At 42.3% G+C, this 18,299-nt stretch carries 20 protein-coding genes; 2 read left to right on the top strand and 18 right to left on the bottom strand.

All coding sequences use genetic code 11. The features are described 5' to 3' along the window. Positions 1-9: 9 nt before the first annotated feature. From M1F74_RS00745 to M1F74_RS00665, 17 genes are all read right to left on the bottom strand, one after another. Positions 10-2,406, bottom strand: a complete 2,397-nt coding sequence (locus M1F74_RS00745; RefSeq protein WP_247946012.1) for a primosomal protein N' — start codon at positions 2,404-2,406, stop codon at positions 10-12. Positions 2,407-2,471: 65 nt separating this feature from the next. Continuing rightward, positions 2,472-2,786, bottom strand: coding sequence for a DNA-directed RNA polymerase subunit omega (gene rpoZ / locus M1F74_RS00740; RefSeq protein ID WP_002874282.1), 315 nt, complete (start codon positions 2,784-2,786; stop codon positions 2,472-2,474). Between the two features lie 24 nt (positions 2,787-2,810). Continuing rightward, a complete protein-coding gene (gene gmk, locus M1F74_RS00735; protein ID WP_049521923.1) occupies positions 2,811-3,437 on the bottom strand; it encodes a guanylate kinase in 627 nt (208 codons plus the stop codon). Positions 3,438-3,571: 134 nt separating this feature from the next. Then, positions 3,572-5,185: a ribonuclease Y gene (locus M1F74_RS00730; RefSeq protein ID WP_247946011.1), complete on the bottom strand. Its 1,614-nt coding sequence runs from the start codon at positions 5,183-5,185 to the stop codon at positions 3,572-3,574. Positions 5,186-5,281: 96 nt separating this feature from the next. Next, positions 5,282-7,033, bottom strand: coding sequence for a P-loop NTPase fold protein (locus M1F74_RS00725; RefSeq protein ID WP_247946010.1), 1,752 nt, complete (start codon positions 7,031-7,033; stop codon positions 5,282-5,284). 202 nt (positions 7,034-7,235) lie between these two features. Beyond that, positions 7,236-7,490, bottom strand: coding sequence for a Txe/YoeB family addiction module toxin (locus M1F74_RS00720; RefSeq protein WP_000924723.1), 255 nt, complete (start codon positions 7,488-7,490; stop codon positions 7,236-7,238). Positions 7,491-7,493: 3 nt separating this feature from the next. Next, complete coding sequence (locus M1F74_RS00715; protein WP_180958189.1) at positions 7,494-7,748, bottom strand: type II toxin-antitoxin system Phd/YefM family antitoxin; 255 nt, start codon at positions 7,746-7,748, stop codon at positions 7,494-7,496. Between the two features lie 132 nt (positions 7,749-7,880). After that, a complete protein-coding gene (locus M1F74_RS00710; RefSeq protein WP_033583418.1) occupies positions 7,881-8,978 on the bottom strand; it encodes a nucleotidyltransferase in 1,098 nt (365 codons plus the stop codon). A 9-nt stretch (positions 8,979-8,987) separates the two neighbouring features. Then, entirely contained in the window at positions 8,988-9,728 is a 741-nt protein-coding gene (locus M1F74_RS00705) for a class I SAM-dependent DNA methyltransferase (protein WP_084937440.1), read from the bottom strand. A gap of 451 nt (positions 9,729-10,179) precedes the next feature. After that, positions 10,180-10,533 (bottom strand): ribosome silencing factor, encoded by a 354-nt coding sequence (gene rsfS / locus M1F74_RS00700; protein WP_033583417.1) that lies wholly within the window; start codon positions 10,531-10,533, stop codon positions 10,180-10,182. Further along, positions 10,534-11,127: a bis(5'-nucleosyl)-tetraphosphatase (symmetrical) YqeK gene (gene yqeK / locus M1F74_RS00695; protein ID WP_084939262.1), complete on the bottom strand. Its 594-nt coding sequence runs from the start codon at positions 11,125-11,127 to the stop codon at positions 10,534-10,536. Further along, complete coding sequence (locus tag M1F74_RS00690) at positions 11,127-11,756, bottom strand: nicotinate-nucleotide adenylyltransferase (protein WP_000963713.1); 630 nt, start codon at positions 11,754-11,756, stop codon at positions 11,127-11,129. The genes yqeK and M1F74_RS00690 overlap by 1 nt, the downstream gene beginning before the upstream one ends. A gap of 52 nt (positions 11,757-11,808) precedes the next feature. After that, positions 11,809-12,120 (bottom strand): ribosome assembly RNA-binding protein YhbY, encoded by a 312-nt coding sequence (gene yhbY, locus M1F74_RS00685; RefSeq protein WP_000060171.1) that lies wholly within the window; start codon positions 12,118-12,120, stop codon positions 11,809-11,811. 211 nt (positions 12,121-12,331) lie between these two features. After that, a complete protein-coding gene (gene yqeH, locus M1F74_RS00680; RefSeq protein ID WP_247946009.1) occupies positions 12,332-13,438 on the bottom strand; it encodes a ribosome biogenesis GTPase YqeH in 1,107 nt (368 codons plus the stop codon). A 2-nt stretch (positions 13,439-13,440) separates the two neighbouring features. Continuing rightward, positions 13,441-13,968: a YqeG family HAD IIIA-type phosphatase gene (locus tag M1F74_RS00675; RefSeq protein ID WP_247946008.1), complete on the bottom strand. Its 528-nt coding sequence runs from the start codon at positions 13,966-13,968 to the stop codon at positions 13,441-13,443. Between the two features lie 17 nt (positions 13,969-13,985). Continuing rightward, a complete protein-coding gene (locus tag M1F74_RS00670; protein ID WP_000899718.1) occupies positions 13,986-14,894 on the bottom strand; it encodes a magnesium transporter CorA family protein in 909 nt (302 codons plus the stop codon). Positions 14,895-14,951: 57 nt separating this feature from the next. Beyond that, a complete protein-coding gene (locus tag M1F74_RS00665; protein WP_001150568.1) occupies positions 14,952-15,512 on the bottom strand; it encodes a mechanosensitive ion channel family protein in 561 nt (186 codons plus the stop codon). Positions 15,513-15,662: 150 nt separating this feature from the next. Between M1F74_RS00665 and sstT the strand changes: the two genes are divergently transcribed. Next, positions 15,663-16,874: a serine/threonine transporter SstT gene (gene sstT / locus M1F74_RS00660; RefSeq protein ID WP_000821330.1), complete on the top strand. Its 1,212-nt coding sequence runs from the start codon at positions 15,663-15,665 to the stop codon at positions 16,872-16,874. A 49-nt stretch (positions 16,875-16,923) separates the two neighbouring features. Then, entirely contained in the window at positions 16,924-17,877 is a 954-nt protein-coding gene (locus M1F74_RS00655; protein ID WP_000029016.1) for an aromatic acid exporter family protein, read from the top strand. Between the two features lie 211 nt (positions 17,878-18,088). Here the strand turns inward: M1F74_RS00655 and M1F74_RS00650 are convergent, their stop codons facing one another. Continuing rightward, on the bottom strand, positions 18,089-18,292 hold the full coding sequence (locus M1F74_RS00650) for a hypothetical protein (protein ID WP_142357475.1): 204 nt from the start codon (positions 18,290-18,292) through the stop codon (positions 18,089-18,091). Positions 18,293-18,299: the final 7 nt, after the last annotated feature.

The following is an 18,299-nucleotide window of genomic DNA, read 5'->3' as shown; positions in this document are numbered from 1 at the left end:
TTCTCCTTCTTATAAAAATTGCTGCGGCTCATGGTCAATACTGAGACGAAGCTCGCTATTTTCCCGTTCTTGAGTCAAGGCCAAGACCTGGTTGAGAGTCTGTCCCAGCTCATCTTCTAAACGGTATTTAATCAAAATCTGGTAATGATAAAGGTTGTGGGTACGGGCGATGGGTTTTGGCGTTGGTCCAAGGATTTTACTAGTTTCCGATAAACCTGAGCGCAAAATCCCCATGACTTCATAGGCACGTTTGACAACCTCTTCTTCTTTCTTGTGAGAGAGGGTAATCCCAATCGTAAAATAATAAGGCGGATAGCCGAGTTGGCGCCTGATACTCATTTCATAAGAATAAAAACCTTCGTAGTCCTGATCCTTGGCAAAACGAATGGCATAGTGCTCTGGATTGTAAGACTGGATCAAGACCTGGCCTGCTTTTTCCGCCCGACCAGCGCGACCAGCCACCTGAGTTAAGAGCTGGAAGGTTCTCTCTGAAGAACGGAAATCAGGCAAGTTCAGGGCCGTGTCCGCATTAAGAACTCCGACCAAAGTCACATTTGGAAAATCCAAGCCCTTGGCAATCATCTGAGTTCCCAGCAAGATATCTGCTTCCCCTCGGCCAAACTGGTCAAGAAGAGCTTGGTGACTGCCTTTCTTACGGGTCGTATCCACATCCATCCGTAGAATGCGAGCCTGAGGAAAGAGTTCTGCCAGTTCATCATATGCTTTCTGAGTCCCTGTACCGTAGTAGCGAATACTGCGGCTTTGACAGTTTGGACAGACATGAGGAATCCCCTTTGAAAAGCCACAGTAATGGCAGTTCATGGTCTTGGTATCCATGTGGAGAGTCAGAGAAATGTCACAGTTGGGGCAAGTATCCACCGTCCCACACTCCCGACACATGACAAAGCTAGAATAACCCCGACGGTTGAGCATGAGGACTACCTGCTCTTTTTTATCCAAGCGGTCTTGGATAGCTTCTAGCAAAGGAGGGGTAAAGTTTGATGTCTCATTCTGCCCGATATAGTCCCGAAAGTCAATCACTTGAACCTCAGGAATAGTGGCCAAAGGATTGGCCCGTTGGGTCAGGCGTAAGTGTTGATAGACGCCTTTTCCAGCCCTCGCACGGCTTTCTAAGCTCGGTGTCGCCGAACCAAGGACCAGGGCCGCTCGATTGTACTGGGCCCGTAGAATGGCGACCTCTCTAGCATGATAACGGGGATTGCTGTCTTGTTTGTAGCTAGCCTCATGCTCTTCATCGATAATCATGATACCCAGATTTTTCAAAGGAGCAAAGATAGCTGACCGAGCGCCAACAACAACTTGGGCATCGCCACGCTCAACCTTGCGCCATTCGTCGTACTTCTCACCATTGGATAGGCCTGAGTGGAGAATGGCTACTTTCTCACCAAATCGAGCAATAAAACGCTCCGTCATTTGTGGCGTCAGAGAAATCTCAGGCACCAGCAAAATAGCCGTCTTACCCTTATCCAAGGCTCCTTGGATAATCTGCAAGTAAACCTCCGTTTTCCCACTTCCTGTAATTCCTTGAAGGAGGAAAGGAGGCTGTTGACTGCCAATAGCACTGACAACGGCATCACGCGCCTGTCTTTGCTCTGGGTTCAGAGACAAAGGTGTGCTTGCTTCAATACCCTCGAAATAAGCGGCTGAGCGTTGCACTTCCTTTTGGACTAGAGTTAAAGCTCCTTGCTCCACAAAAAAATTGACTTGCTCGCGTGAGTAGGACTCTAACAAACTAGCCAGAGGAGCACTCTTAGGATGAGACAGCAAATAGTCTCTCAACTCTGCCTTTTTCTTAGCACGCGCAGAAATCTTAATTTTCTCTAGCTGAGTAGCATCAACCTCATACCAAGACTGGGTCTTGACCTTCTTTTGATCGACTGCCTGGTATTCTAAGCGGAGTAGCCCTTTCCTGGTCAAGCGCATCATTTCTGCCTGTTTGGCAAGGTCTAGAGAAGAAAAGGTTAGCGAATCTTCTGAACCAAACAGACGCTCTCGGTCTGCCTGCCTCAAACCTTCCAGAGGATAGAGAATCTTGTCATAGCTGGAGTTTAAAAATCCCGGCAGCATAGCTTTTAGAATGGAGATTTTGTAAGAAAAGACAGACTTGCGTAACTCCTCAGCCAGCCAGAGTTGCTCTTGAGTGAGAACAGGGGAAAAATCCAGCACCTCCGCAATCTCTTTCAAGTCCTGATCTGTCACTTCTTCATCCGATTGGGACTCCAAGCCTAGCACAATCCCTTGGATCAAACGATTGCCCTTACCGAAGGGGACATGGACCCGCATACCGACTTCCAGCATCTCTACAAATTCCTCAGGGACCTTGTAGCTGTATGGCTGGTCCGTCTGCATCAGGGGAACATCCACGATAATCTTTGCTATAACCATCTTCTCACCTCCTTCTTGTCAGTAAATTCTTGCAATAGAAAAAATAAGATTGAGTCCCCCCAACCTTAAATTTTTTCACCATCTTCTTTTTCTTTAGCAATTTGCTCTTTGATTTTCTTTTCTTCTTCTTCTTTGCGGCGTTTTTCTTCTTCGATACGGAGACGAACTGCTTCACGTTTTCCTTCTGGATCTGGGTGAATCGTAACGTTTCCTGACTCGATTTCTTCCAAAGCACGAAGAGTTGATTTTTCGGACTTAAACTCTTGAGTAGCTGGCGCGCCTGCTTCTAGTTCGTGGGCACGTTTTGCTTCCAAGATTACGAGTGAATATTTTGATGGTACCTTGTCTAGCAAGGTATCAATAGAGGGTTTTAACATCATTTGCTTGTACCTGTTTCCTATAGTTTATCGAGTAGTTGGAGATTTTGGCAACATCTCCTGGTAGTGACCAATGACACGGTCCACACGGAAGTGTTCTGCTTCGATCACACGCTTGACACGTTCAGCAGCGAGGGGCACCTGATCGTTGACAATGGCATAATCATACTCACGCATGAGGGCAATTTCTTCCTTGGCTTTTTCGATTCGTTGGGCAATCACTTCAGCGCTATCTGTTCCACGACCTACCAAACGATCTTGCAATTCATCCAAATCTGGTGGTGTTAAGAAGATAAAGACAGCATCTGGAACCTTTTTCTTAACCTGAAGGGCTCCTTGGACTTCAATCTCAAGAAAGACATCGATTCCCTTGTCTAGGGTTTCATTGACATAGGTTAGCGGAGTTCCATAGTAGTTACCGACATATTCTGCATATTCCAACATCTGACCTTGACGGATCAGCTCTTCAAACTCTTCACGAGTACGGAAGAAATAGTCCACTCCGTCCACTTCACCAGGACGTTGCGCACGTGTCGTCATCGATACAGAGTATTGAAATTGATTCTCAGAATTCTCAAAAATCTCTCTTCTAACCGTTCCTTTCCCAACTCCTGAAGGACCAGAAAAAACGATTAGCAAGCCTCGGTCTGCCATTATATCTCCTTTAGTTAGTCTGTGAAATAAAGTAAAATTTCTCTCGGATACTGATGAGAACGTCAGTTATCCTTCTACAGTCTTTCTATCTAGTGTAACAAAAAAGCAGTAATTTTTCAACTGCTCTTTCTTATTTATTTAGCATAATCTACTGCACGAAGTTCGCGGATCACGGTTACTTTGATATTTCCTGGGTAATCGAGATTATTTTCAATTTTCTCACGAACTTTGTGAGCCAAGATTGTGACTTTGTCGTCCTTGATTTGTCCTGGATTAACCATGATACGGATTTCACGTCCTGCTTGAAGAGCAAAGCTATTTTGCACTCCTTCAAAGCCATTGGCGATTTCTTCCAAATCGTGGAGACGCTTGATATAGTTTTCAAGAGATTCACTACGAGCACCTGGACGCGCTGCACTCAAGGCATCTGCTGCAGCAACGATCACTGCAATGACGCTTTCGGCTTCGACATCCCCGTGGTGGCTAGCAATGGTATTCACCACAACTGGGTGTTCCTTGTACTTACGAGCCAATTCCGTACCAATCTCAACGTGGCTACCTTCAACCTCGCGGTCAATAGCTTTCCCGATGTCGTGAAGGAATCCAGCACGACGGGCAAGAGCTGCATTTTCACCAAGTTCACTCGCGATGATACCAGATAACTTAGCAACCTCAATCGAATGACGCAAGACATTTTGTCCATATGAAGTACGGAACTGTAAGCGTCCCATGATCTTCATCAAGTCTGGATGGAGGTTTGGCGCACCAATCTCATAGGCAGCAGCCTCACCATATTCACGGATTTTATTGTCAATCTCTTGACGGTTTTTCTCCACCAACTCCTCGATACGAGCTGGGTGAATACGGCCATCCTTGAGCAACATTTCCATAGTCATACGAGCAATTTCACGACGAATCGGATCAAATCCTGACAAGGTTACCACTTCTGGCGTGTCATCGATGATCACGTCGACCCCTGTCAAACTTTCAAAGGTACGAATGTTTCGACCTTCGCGTCCGATAATGCGTCCCTTCATGGTATCGTCTGGTAGGTGAACTGTCGAGTTTGTTGACTCTGCTACATAGTCACCAGCGATACGCTGCATAGCCTGAACCAAGATATCTTTCGCAATCTTGTCTGAACGTTCCTTCACTTCTTGCTCTGCCTCACGAATGCGACTAGCAATTTCCTTGGTCAAGTTTTCCTCTGTCTGAGCCAAGATAATATCTCGAGCCTCAGTTTGGGAAAGGGAACTGATACGTTCAAGTTCAGCTTCTTTTTGTCTTTCGACTTCCTCTAATTGCTCTTCACGTGCATCAAGGTTTTTTGCTCTATCAGAAATACTTTGTTCTTTTTGTTCAAGTGTTTTTTCTTTGTTCGTCAAATTGTCGTCCTTACGGTCAAGGCTCGTAGCTCTCTCCGTCAAACGACTTTCAATTTGCTTGAGCTCCTGACGTTCTGACTTAAATTCAGCGTCCACTTCTTCACGGTATTTTCTGGCTTCCTCTTTGGCCTCCAATAGTGCTTCTTTTTTAAGAGACTTGCTTTCGCTCTTGGCTTCATTTAGCAATAAATCCGCTTCGCGCTCAGCTTGTCCTCGTAAATTAGTTGCTTCTTGTTCAGCATTTAGAAGCATCAACTCTGCAGCTTCTTGAGATGATTTCATCTTAGCTGAGATGCTGACATATCCAATGACTAAACCAATGATGACGGCAAAAACAGCAATCGCAAGTGTCATGATTTCCATGTTTTTACCTCATTAAATTTGTTTATCGAATGACATACATTCCTTAATATTCTATCATAAAAAAACGATTTCCACAAACCCAAAATAGAATATGAACTATTGAAATTTAGCTTGAAGTTCAGACAAAGATCTATTTATTTCAAAACTCTCTTGTATTAATTCATCTAATGGAATATGATTAATTTTAATTTGTTTATTTAACTCCATAGGCATGCAATATTTGATAAAATTCTGATATTTTATTTCTTCCAATTCATTCAAGTCTAAGTCATTCATTTGATAATTGTCTTTTATTCTATTGTTCAAAATATCATAATAAATTTCAACTAGACACTCCTCTTTATCAAAGCTAGAAGATTTACATTCTTTAAAATAAACATTTTTGTCTATTATAAACAGATTCCTTAGTCTTGCTTCCCAGAGACACGATAACAATTTAAAATAATATTTAAGTCCGAAAATATCAATAATTTCCGGATGTATTTCTTCCTCTGCAGTAAGTGAAGCATGCACAAAACTTAAACTTACAATCTTCTCTAACATCTCAAAATGAAAATATGCACCTGACTCATAGAACTTGTACCACTCATCTATTTTATAATTTCCTTCATAAGTGATATAAAATTTAAAAAATGATACTAGAATACTATCAGTTCCTATGCGTTCATTCATGCAATCAACAATATAATTTGATATCTTTCCACTAGAATATGGTGGAGGTTTATTCGCTCTATAATCACTCTCAATTATATTCGAAAGTTCTTCAATTGATTTCTGGAACTCTCTTAAACTTGGTTTTTTTACTTTTGAATCTTCGTTTTTATTCTGTGCAACTCTCTCATCTATATCTGCATAATAATTTTTATAAATTATCGCTAAAATCTTCCCAAAAATATCATCTTTCAACTTGCTCTTTTTCAAAATGTTATCAATGACTTCTTCTGTAGATACCATTCGATTATGATTCAGCTTAAATTTATGATTAATGAGTTTTTCCTTTGTTGACTTAATTTCCTCACTATTTAAAATGACAATAATTTTAAATCTTTTATTCTCAGAAAGATAGTCAATATAACCCAATAAATCATTATAATCTGAAGGGTTATCTGATGTTTCTGCATATGAAACACGCTCAAAATCATCAAAAATAATGATAGAATCTCGCTTCATCAAATCCGTTCCAACTGTTTTAAAGAACCATTTAAAAACTCCTCCAACAAGTGGAATAAAGTCCAAATTTCCGAGTATGGATTGTTTTTCTATTTCATTGATCAATATTTTCTCGGCTTGCTCTCTTGTTTTTATCCCAAAGCAGGAAATATAGTAGATTTCTTTCTTTTTGTAAATTTGATTTTCAAAAAACGTCTTTATAAAAAATGTTTTCCCACTCCCCCAAGAACCATCCAACCAGAAAACATTATGGATAGAATCTGAACTATTTAAAAACTCCACCAGATGGGCTTGATAAGGATAGCCCTCCAAGTCATATTCTGGAAATAACTCTGGATCCAGTTTTCCATAACTATCTATTTTAAAAATTATGTCTAAAAACCAGAATAGTATTGGTGGTATAGTCAGTGCTAACAATATTATTACACGATTCACATACAAAATTGAAATAATATCTTTTAAAAAATTATAATTAGATACAAATTTATAGATAGGTAAAGCAAAGCGTTTAAATTGTTCAATCTCAAGTGCAAGATACAGTACCCATATACTGGCTATAAATATTTTGTACCACTCAACAATTCTAACATTACTACTCCATGATGGTCTTTTCAATAAATATTTCAATGGTTTGAAATTCAGAAAAAAATTAAGAATCCTCGTCATTATATTTTTCATATATACCCCTTTTAATCTATATTATCATGATTATACCACAAAATAAGAGCTATAAAGCGGATTCAAGGGACAAGAATCTAGTTATTATACTAATAATTTTTTACTGATTTCTTAACTTAGGAAGTCTGTCATTTTCCAAAAACTTTATCTTCAATTGACTATCTAAAATTTCTAAAATAAAAAAACCTACCTTTCAGTAGACTTAGTAATGATCTTTGAAGGACAAGAAAGCCACGCTATCTCCATCTATCATATAAATCAAGCGATTTTCTGCATCAATGCGCCGCGACCAAGCTCCTTGATAATCATACTTGAGCGGTTCTGGTTTCCCCATTCCTACAAAAGGATCGCGTTGAATATCCTTGATTAATTTATTGATTCTTTTTAATGTTTTCTTATCTTGGTTTTGCCAATAGCAATAATCCGCCCAGGCATCTTCTGTAAATTTGAGCAGCATTCCTCACTCCTCAATCACATGTACCTGAGTACTTCCAGCTCGGACTTGAGCCATTCCTCGCAAGATCTTGTCAGAAAGTTCCTTATTTTGAGCGATTCTCAAGGTTTCCTGAATACTGTCCCACTCGCTCTTTGAAAGGACTACAATATCCTCATCTGGGTTTTTATTGACCACCGTCAAAGGCTCAAATTCATCGTTTACCTTCTTCATGTAGTCCTTTAAATGATTTCGGAATGTTGAATAAAGAACTGCTTCCATAACCATACCTCGTTTTACCTCTTTTCCACTATTATACACAAAAAGAAAGAAATTGTCAGGAACTTGTACAAGATTTTTCTTTTCTATCTATTTATTCGAAAATCTTCTAAAAAAGCCTACCTTTTAGTAGACTTAGTTTGTTTCTATTATGATAGGCACTCTGCCGAAATTCTGCTCTGCGATACTTGGCTGTCCTAGTTGGTAGATCTGGTCTGCCTTTTGGGTCATGGTATCCCAAGGTTCTTTGCCAATTCGGCTGACTAGATGGACCTGCTCTTTCAGTGACTTGAGATGTTGTCTGCCTTTTTCAGTAAAGCCAAGGACATGGATGACTTCTGGCAAGTCGCTTTCTCTGGCCTGCACCAAAATATAAGTCAAGAGGCGTCTGACACGCGCCTTGGTATAACGCTTGGTCGCAACTGCCTCGACCAATTCGTCAACAGACTGGGCTGTTTTGATAGCTTCCTTGATGCGCACAGCCATTTCTTGATTGACCTGATAGATGGTCGTCAGGTCTGGATTTGACAAAATTTGATAGCAGAGCAAGGGAAAATAGTCGTCCCAACTCACCTTACGGGCCTGCTCAAAGAGGGCAACGGAAGGCATAAAGCGTTCTAAGAAATCTTGGTCTGATTGATGCTGACGGAGAGCTGTTGCCGAGGCAAAGTCCACATCCTTATCCACAGAATGGTAACCCGCTCCCTGACGCTGAATCGGCTGAAGCTTGATGTTGCGTCCTGCAACCGCCTTGGCATAGGCCAGAGCAAGGACATGATTGGGCGTATTGCCTGAAAAATCTAGATCTGCAAATTCCTGCCACATGGCTTGGGTTTTCTGGGGGTAGGAGAGTGAATCAGGCAGATTTTCCACAAAATTCTCCATCTCTCGACCGCACTCTGTGTATAAGTCAGCAATTTTCTGATAATCCAAAACTTCCTCTGTCCCAAAAGCTAGAGTATCAATACCCAAGCGAACCAAGATATCTACAGCTCCTTGACCAAAAAAATCTGCTGCCTGAACACTGACTAAAAAGGGCAATTCCACTACCAGGTCTGCTCCATTCTCCAGTGCCATTTGAGCCCGTGTCCACTTGTCCACGATAGCCGGCTCTCCTCGTTGCATGAAATTTCCAGACATGGCCACAATTTTCAACCCCTTCGTCTGCTCAAGCAGGTATTTGTGGCCATTATGAAAAGGATTGAACTCCGCGATAATACCTGTGATGGTCATGATGTTCTCCTACTTCTGCGCCACAAAAAACCAACGGGTAGTGGTTTCTGTTGGTTCCTTGTCCTCAAAGTCCGCAAAGAGTTTGAAGGACTTGAAACCAGCCTGTTCCAACAAAATATCATAGGTCAAGACTTCGTATGTTCGCTCCTCATGCACTTCATCGTGGCGACTAAAGGAACCGTCAGCCTCCTTGATAAAGAAAGTCAACTCATGCACGATGGAGTGAGGGGCTTCGTCCTCATATGTGTCCCAAAGCATGGCAAAATCTTCCGCATTTTCATGGTAGGAATAGCCTGGAAAAACTTCATCTGTCTGGTAGGTCGAATGTACGTCAAAGATGAATACTCCGTCTTCATTGAGGGCATTATACACTTCCTTAAAGACGTCTCCTACCTCGACCTCATCCTGCATGTAACAGATCGAGTCCGAATAACAAGTGACAAAATCATATTTCCCTGCCTTGGACAAATCCAGCATATTGCCTTCAATAAAGTCAATCTTTTGCTTGGCTGAAGTCGCTCTCTTCTCAGCAATCTTCAGCATATCCGCGCTCAAGTCAAGTCCTGTCACATCAAAGCCAGCCTGAGAAAAGCGAACAGACTGGATACCTGTTCCACAAGCCAATTCCAAAAGCTTCTTTCTCTCCTTGGTCTTAGGCAAATGACGTAGCGAAAAATCCGTCCATTTATCGTATAAACTATCATCCATGACCGCATCATAGACCGCCGCAAAGGTTTCATAAGTAGCCATAATTAAGATACAAAGAGCGTTAAAAGCAAGGAGAAAATAGGAAACTTTCTGCTGTATCGTCAGATACAAAGGAAGTTTATCTTTTTCTCGCAGCTTTTAGCTCGTGTTCAGTTTCGAGATGAACAAAACACGACGCCCTTTACCTTTCTATCCATTTTTTCTAAAATAAGCAAATAAAACCCAGTTGACTGCAACTGAGTTCGATTAAAGACAAAGTCTTTTTAAGACTTTCCTTAGGTGATTTCGGACGTCTGCGACCTTCTTCGAAGTTCCAAGACTTAGTTTTGAGCCTAAGATCTCAAAACTCCCGAGTTCTTGAAACATTAATATTTCAAGAACTTTTATCACAACGGAAAGTCTCGGCAATCTCTCACTTCTTACTCAAAATAAGAATAATCTCAATACATTGTCGAATTTCAAAGTAATTTCCATCCGAAGTTCAAGTCATCTTCTACGCCAAAGCTTCAGATAAATCTACTGACTCTGCCTCATGCCATAGTTTTTCTAGGTTATAGTGGGCACGCATTTCTTCTGAGAATATATGCACAACAACACCGCCGAGGTCTAGTAAAACCCAGCCTCCAGCTGCATCACCTTCAACATGACTGCCTTTAAAGCCTGCTTCCGCTACTTTTTCACGGATATTATCTGCGATAGCGTCCAACTGACGGCTATTCATCGAGCTTGTAATGACAAAGTAGTCCGTCACGCTGGTCAAATCTTGTACGTCAAGTGCGAGGATATCCTCCGCACGTTTCTCATCAGCCGCTTTCACGACTAGTTCTAGTAATTCTTTTTCGTTCATTTAGTCCTCTTTCAAATAGTGCACAAAGGCGTTATAGGTTTCAAGGGTTTGGGGATAGATGGGGAATCCCTGATGAGCTAAATGCTCCACGGTACGAGCTGTTTCGTAGGCCACTGCCTTATTGAGCGATAGCTCCGCAATTTCACGCGCCACATCCACTCCTGGAAAGGCACGATTGTGCTCGATATAATCTGCGACGTAGATGACTTTATCTAGGTCTGTCATCTGACCAGCACCGACTGTATGGATTTCAATAGCTCGCAGGATTTCTGGATCATGCAAATCCAAATCTTCCTGAATCTTGTAGATGCCAACCATCCCATGCCAGACATTATTACCCCAGTTTTTGAGGTCAGGGTCTAGCTGATAACGGTCAATCAAGTCTAGGAATTCCTGATCTGACAACTTTTTAGCATAGTCATGGAGAAGACCTGCTAGTCCTGCTTTCTCGGCATCGAATCCAAATCTCTCAGCTAGCTCTATGGCTGCACGCTCTACACCCAAACAATGGGTTAAACGTTTTTCAGGCAGAAGCTCTGCCATTCTTTCCAACAAAGCCTCTCGGGAACAGTTGATATAGTCTTGGTATGCCATCAGTAAAGCCCCTCCTTCTCGATGTAGTCTAGCACTGGCTGAGGTAGGAGAAAGTTAGGTTTCCGACCTTGGGCAATGAAGTCACGCACCATGCTAGACGAGATGTCCATGAGAGGCACATCCACCCATATAACTGGATAGGAAGTCCCTGCCTTGTAGCGTGGGCGCTGAACTCCAACAAACTGAACCATGTCGACCAGCTCATCAATTCGGTACCATTTAGGCAGATAGTCCACCATATCAGCCCCGATAATGAAGTAATAATCCGTATCTGGATGTTGCTCTGTCAAAATCTTCATGGTGTCGTAGGTGTAGGAAATGCCCTTACGCTCTAGCTCAATGGTTTCAATGGCGAGGCCTTCAATCCCCTCAATCGCCAACTCAAGCATCTTAAGACGATGATGCTCAGGAATGGTTTCCTTTTTATCTACATGAGGTGGTTGGTATTCGGGCATAAGCAAGACCTGGTCCAGTCCTAACTGTTGTCGTACTTGGTCCGCCACAACAAGATGGGCATTGTGAACAGGGTTAAAATTCCCCCCTAAAATCCCGACTTGTTTGCGTTTTTTCTCCTTGATTTCTGGCTCCAACTCTACCTTGGTAAAGGGAGTCAATAATTCGATTGCCATAGGCTCGTCTTCCTTTAATTCTCTGTAAAAACAGTTTCTTGGAGTTTCAGTCTTAGATTTCTTTGACTTTCTTGGAAATCTTGCGATTTTCTTTCTTGCTGGATTGTTTATATAAAATCAAGATGCGTCCGATTTTTTGGACAGTATCCACACCAATTTCTTCTTCCAAAATTTCAGCTACTTCGTGGATGTTCTCATCTGTGTTTTGTAAGAGAGTAACCTTGATCAATTCACGCGCGTCAAGAGCTTGACGGACGCTGGTCTTGATTTGGTCGTTGAGACCATTTTTTCCGATTTGGATGATGGGTTTGAGGGTGTGTGCCTGGCTGTTGAGGAAGGCACGTTGTTTTGATGTTAATGACATAATTTCTTTAAAAGAGTTTCTTTTTATACTTTTCTGAAGTGGTGACGGACGTCAGCAAAGTCCTTCGGACTTTCATGACTAAAATCTGAGCCTAAGGTCTCAGATTTTCCGTTGTTGGTACAATTCCTTGTACCAACTGACACCACGGCGAAAAGTATTCGTTATGGGCTCGCAATGCTCGCCTTTATATATAACTCTTTCCTTTCTGTGTTTAAATAATGGCTTTTCGTGTGACGACGGCGACGCCTTCTGGTGCCCAGACGGCGACTTTGGCAGTGCCTGTTACGCGGATCCAGCCTAGTCCTGAGATGACCAGGTCTGTCTTGTCCTTAATGGTAAAGACATGCTGGACTAGTTTTGGAAAATCTTCTTTTTCCTTGCTATTTGGTGGTGTGAGAAGGGTTCCGAGGTGCTTGTCGTAAAAAGCACTAGCGCCTTCTAGCTTGGTACGGTGGAGTTTGAGTTCATTGTCAAAGAAAGCAGTAAAACCTTGCTTTTCTCCTGCAATAAAGTCAAAGCGTCCCAAACCACCTAAAAACAGGGTTTGTTCAGGATTGAGTTGATAGGTTTTTGGCTTGATTTCCTTTTTAGGGCTGACATACTTGAGGTTTTTAGCCGTCAAGTAGTGGGCCATCTGGTGACGATGAATGATCCCTGGCGTATCGTAGATATAAGATCCGTCATCAAGTGGAATCTCAATCTTGTCCAAGGTTGTCCCTGGGAAGCGCGAAGTCGTGATGACATTCTGGTCACCCGTAATTTCTTGGATAATAGCATTGATTAGAGTTGATTTTCCAACGTTGGTTACACCGACCACATAGACATCACGGCCCTTACGGTAGTGTTCAATCTTGTCAATGACTTCCTTAATGGCATGCTTGTTTTGTGCCGAAGTTAGGACGACATCCACTGGACGAAGTCCTTCTTCGTGGGCACGTTCCATGAGCCACTGGCTAATCTTGCCAGCCTTTACGGACTTAGGCAGGATATCTTTTTTATTTCCAACCAAGAGGACATCATTGCCTGACACAAAACGTGGCAAGCCTGGGATAACTGATCCATTGAAGTCAAAGATGTCAATGACATTGACTACCAAAGCATCACTGTCTCCCACCTCGTGCAAGAGTTTGAGGAAATCATCGTCCGTCAACTGGACATCTGTGATTTCATTGTAGTGGCGGAGACGGAAACAACGTTGGCAATAGACTTCTCCAGTATCCAAGCCTTTTTCAAGTGCTGACTGGGGGGTGAAACCAAGACCAGCCTTGTCTGTCGTCTGAATGGTTGCTCCACAACCAATACAGAGAATTTCTTCCATAGTTAAATTCCTTTTTTATATGTAATCGGTCCATACTTTTCAGTGATTTTTCGCATGACACGGCGCTCACGAGCCCGATTAATCTGCGTTTTAATGGAGTCGTGTTGGACCAAGGGTTTGACCAAGATCGAGCGAATGCCTGCACGGTGGGCTGCGCGAATATCCGTCATGAGTTGGTCGCCGACCATGACCACTTCATTTTTCTCGTAGTGAAATTCCTTCATAGCACGGTCAATCCCAAATGTGAAAGGCTTCAAGGCCCAATAAACATAATCAATCCCAAATTTCTCAACTGCGCGTTGAACCCGTTTTTTGGTGTTATTTGAGACTACGATGATGCGGATACCTGCGTCACGGAGATCATGTAGCCATTGCTTCATCTCTGGTGTCCCATCAGGGTTGTTCCAAGCAATGAGGGTATTGTCCAAGTCGACCAAAACAGCCTTGATTCCCTGCGCCTGCAGGCTTGGGACTGTCAGACCATAGACTGCTTCCACAGAAAAATCTGGCATGTAGTTTTCAATCGCCATTCTGGCTCCTTTTCTTTTTAATTTCTAGCAATTTTCTTTAAACATTGAGCTAAGACTGCCCATAAAATGAGACTAGCTATCAAAATATAAATCCAAGCATTTGGTTCATCTGTAAACGGTAAGGGAACATTCATTCCGAAAAATCCTGTAATAACCGCAAGGATAGCTAGCAAGACTGAGATAATTGTCAAAGTTGTCAAATTATCATTCAGATTATTATTTAGGATGTTGTTGTAAGAGGCTGAGAGTTGTTGCAAGACTTGAGATATTAAGTCTGTCATTGAAACCAACTGATGGGCTTCAATCATAGCATCGTCAAACTGCTCTCTTTCTACCTCATTAAGATTACGATAAAGAGCATGCCCTTGAATGTGTTCCAAGAGGAGACGATTTTGTTTAGCAGCTGCTGTCAGGTAAACCATACCAGTTTCCAAGTCAGAGAGGGCGAAAAGATTTTTTTTAGTTGTTTTTTGACGAAGAAGTGCACTGATTTCATCCTTACTTTTATCCATCTCTTCAATCACTGGATAGTAAGCATTGCTAATAATCTCTAAACTGGCAAAAAGAAATTTGTAGATTGAAATAATTTCATGGCTTTCAAGGTAGGTTGCCATGCGTTTAATCACATAAGTATTCTTGTGATTGCTGATGGTAATCAGCCGTTGTTTTTCAACGATAAAGGTCATCGGAATCGCTTCATAATATTCTTTGTCTTTTTCTAAATCAAGAACATTATAAATGAAGGTTACCGTCTCCGTTTCACGGTTATAATCCATGTGGGCTCGTTCATTTCTATCCAGAGCATACTCGATGGTTTCCTTGTCCAATCCATAGATGTCAGAAAGATCTTCCATATTTTTAATCTTGTCCACATCAAGGTCTATCCAAGTACGATCGTGACCTAATTTTTTCTCTACAAATAGCATACTCTCTCCTTTACCAAACTCCTTCTATTGTACCACAAATCTGCTAAAATAGTCGGACTATTCAGTACGGGATAAATTACTAACAACGGTAATATTGCGGTTAGGAACAAAGTGAAGAGCTTGATCATCACCTCGCAGTTGTGTTGTACGGATTCCTACGCTAACGACCTTTCCAGAGACGGTAATCGGTCCATTTGTGAGGACCACTTCATCACCCACATCAAGCTGGCGTTCAAAAAGGATGAAGAAGCCATTAATGACATCGGATAGAAAGCCTTGCGCCCCCATACCAATGGCTACCCCAGCAATCCCTGCCCCAGCAAGGAGGCTGGAAACTGGCAAGCCCAAAATAGACAGGATGCAGTAGATTAAAAAGAAATAAAGAATGTAGTTAAAGACATTCTCCAGCAAACGCGAAATGGTCTTTTGTCTTCCTGCATCTCGATTTGAAAATTTAAGTGAGGGCTTGACAATCTTTCGGACAGTAGCGTGAAGCATCTTTTTAGCTATATAAAATAGTAAAAACAAAATCAAAAGAGAAATCACCTTGGTCAAGAGATTCTCTAATATGGTTGTTAAATCAAGTTTATCAAAATAGCGTTGAAAAAAATCTTGCATATAAAACTCCTTTTTCCTATTATACCATAAAATCGTCCTTCTCTTTTCTTTCATAATTATTCAATTATTGTTCCTATTTTCAAAATATCACTTGCCTCTATAGCATATTTATACTATAATTATAAACAATACATTTTGAAGGAGACTGCTATGAAACGAATCATTAGAGCCTGGACCAAGGCCAGCCTCATCAAACGAATCCTTATTGGAATGATTTTGGGAGCGACATTAGGGATGCTCTTTCCAAACCTTACAGGAATTGTTCTGCTTGGAGACCTCTTTGTAGGTGGACTGAAAGCCATCGCTCCTATTTTGGTTTTTGCCCTTGTTGCTAATGCCCTTTCCCAACATCAAAAGGGACAAAATACCAATATGAAGACTGTTATTTTCCTATACTTGCTCGGAACCTTTGCTGCTGCATTGGTAGCCGTTCTAGCTAGTTTCTTACTGCCTGTACAAATCACTCTGACCAGTGCAAATACAGAAGTTGCTGCTCCTGACGGTATCGGTCAAGTTCTCAGCAACCTCTTGCTCAAACTGGTGGACAATCCCTTGAATGCCATTGTTGAAGCCAACTATATCGGGATTCTCTCTTGGGCAGTCGTCTTTGGTCTGGCTATGAGAGAGGCAAGTAAACACAGTAAAGAATTACTGAAAACCATGGCGGATGTCACCTCTAAAATCGTGGAATGGATTATCAACCTAGCTCCCTTTGGAATTTTAGGCTTGGTGTTCAAGACCATCTCAGACAAGGGCATCGCCAGTCTGGCAAACTATGGTGTCCTCCTAGGACTTTTGATTGCTACCATGGCTTTTGTTGCTCTCATCGTCAACCCACTCATCGCCTTTCTTTTTATGAGGAAAAATCCCTATCCCCTTGTTTTGAAATGTCTACGTGTCAGTGGTATTACAGCCTTTTTCACTCGTAGCTCTGCTGCCAATATCCCGGTCAATATGAAACTTTGCCAAGACCTGGGACTGAATCCTGACACCTACTCTGTTTCCATCCCGCTTGGGTCGACCATCAATATGGCTGGCGCTGCCGTTACCATAAATGTCCTGACCCTGGCTGCTGTCAATACACTCGGAATCTCGGTAGACTTTGGGACAGCATTTGTGCTCAGTGTAGTAGCTGCCATTTCTGCCTGCGGGGCATCTGGAATTGCTGGGGGATCGCTTCTCCTCATTCCTGTCGCTTGTAGCCTCTTTGGGATTTCCAACGACTTGGCTATGCAGGTTGTCGGAGTCGGTTTTGTGATCGGAGTTGTTCAAGACTCCTGCGAAACAGCCCTGAACTCTTCTACAGATGTTCTCTTTACAGCGGTTGCCGAGTATGCTACAAACCGAAAACCTCGGCCCTAGTACCTGATTCCTCGTTAAACACTCGATTCTATTAGTTTAGGAAATTCTCATGTCTATCACCCAACGTACGACAAAACTGATCTTAGCGACCTGTCTCGCTTGTTTTCTCGCTTATTTTTTGGATTTATCTTCAGCTGTTTCAGCTGGTATTATCGCCCTCTTAAGCCTTTCTGACACGCGCCGAAGCACACTGAAATTAGCACGTAACCGCCTCTTCTCCATGCTCCTAGCGCTCGCTATCGGCGTTCTAGCCTTTCAGCTTACGGGCTTTCACATCTGGAGTCTAGGCCTCTATCTGGCTCTCTATGTGCCTCTAGCCTATAAAATGGGTTGGGAAATCGGCATCACCCCTAGCAGTGTCTTGGTCGGTCATCTCTTGGTACAGGAGTCTACTTCTTCAGAACTCTTGCTCAATGAAGTGCTTCTCTTTCTCATCGGGACAAGCTTTGCTCTGTTGGTCAACCTTTACATGCCCTCTCGTGAGAAAGCCATTCAAAGCTACCACCTTCAGGTCGAAGAAAAGTTAAAAGACATCCTGCTTCGCTTTAAATACTATCTGTCAAGAGGAGACGGACGCAATCAAGCCCAACTCGTTGACCAATTAGACAACCTCCTCGATGAAGCTCTCAAACTGGTCTACCTGGATCACTCGGATCATCTCTTTCACCAGACGGACTACCACATCCACTACTTTGAGATGAGGCAGAGACAAAGTCGCATCCTGCGAAATATGGCCCAGCAGATCAATACCTGTCACCTAGCCGCCAGTGAGAGTTTGATCTTGGCCCAGCTCTTTTCAAAGATTGCTGCCCAGCTAAGTCAGACCAATCCTGCTCATGACCTACTTGATGACATCGAACGCTATCTGCAAGTCTTCCGCAATCGGAGTCTCCCTAAAACACGTGAGGAGTTTGAAACCCGTGCCACCCTCCTGCAGCTACTACGCGAAGCCGAAACCTTCATCCAGGTCAAGGTCGATTTTTACCAGAAATATGGAAACTAAAACGCAAAGAACCTCAGAGGAAGTCCTCTGAGGTTCTTGTTTTCCCTTAACTCCAATTATCTTTACTGCACAGAAATTAGTCTAACCCACCTTATTTATCCATGCAGAATTTAGAGAGTAATTAGAAAAATCTTTTGCCTAGTGAAGCGCCTAGCCAAGTTCCATAGAAACTTGGCGTTACTTACTTAGATTGTTACACATTCAAATAAATTTACTGAGCTACGACACTGAGTTTTACAAATGGAATCGATTTGTAAAACTCAGTTAGTGAGGCAGTTAGGTAGTTCAATTCTTTACCATTACGACGGAAAAATCCACGAATCGATAATATTCGTGGATTTTTACTAGTGAAGCGTTTAGGTAGACCGCCATAGCGGTTACCGTCAAATGACAGCAACTTTATGTTGCTAGTCATTTGTAAC

This window comes from Streptococcus oralis (genome assembly GCF_023109315.1).
Taxonomy (GTDB): domain Bacteria; phylum Bacillota; class Bacilli; order Lactobacillales; family Streptococcaceae; genus Streptococcus; species Streptococcus oralis_BS.
This window is presented reverse-complemented; position numbering and strand designations above follow the sequence as displayed.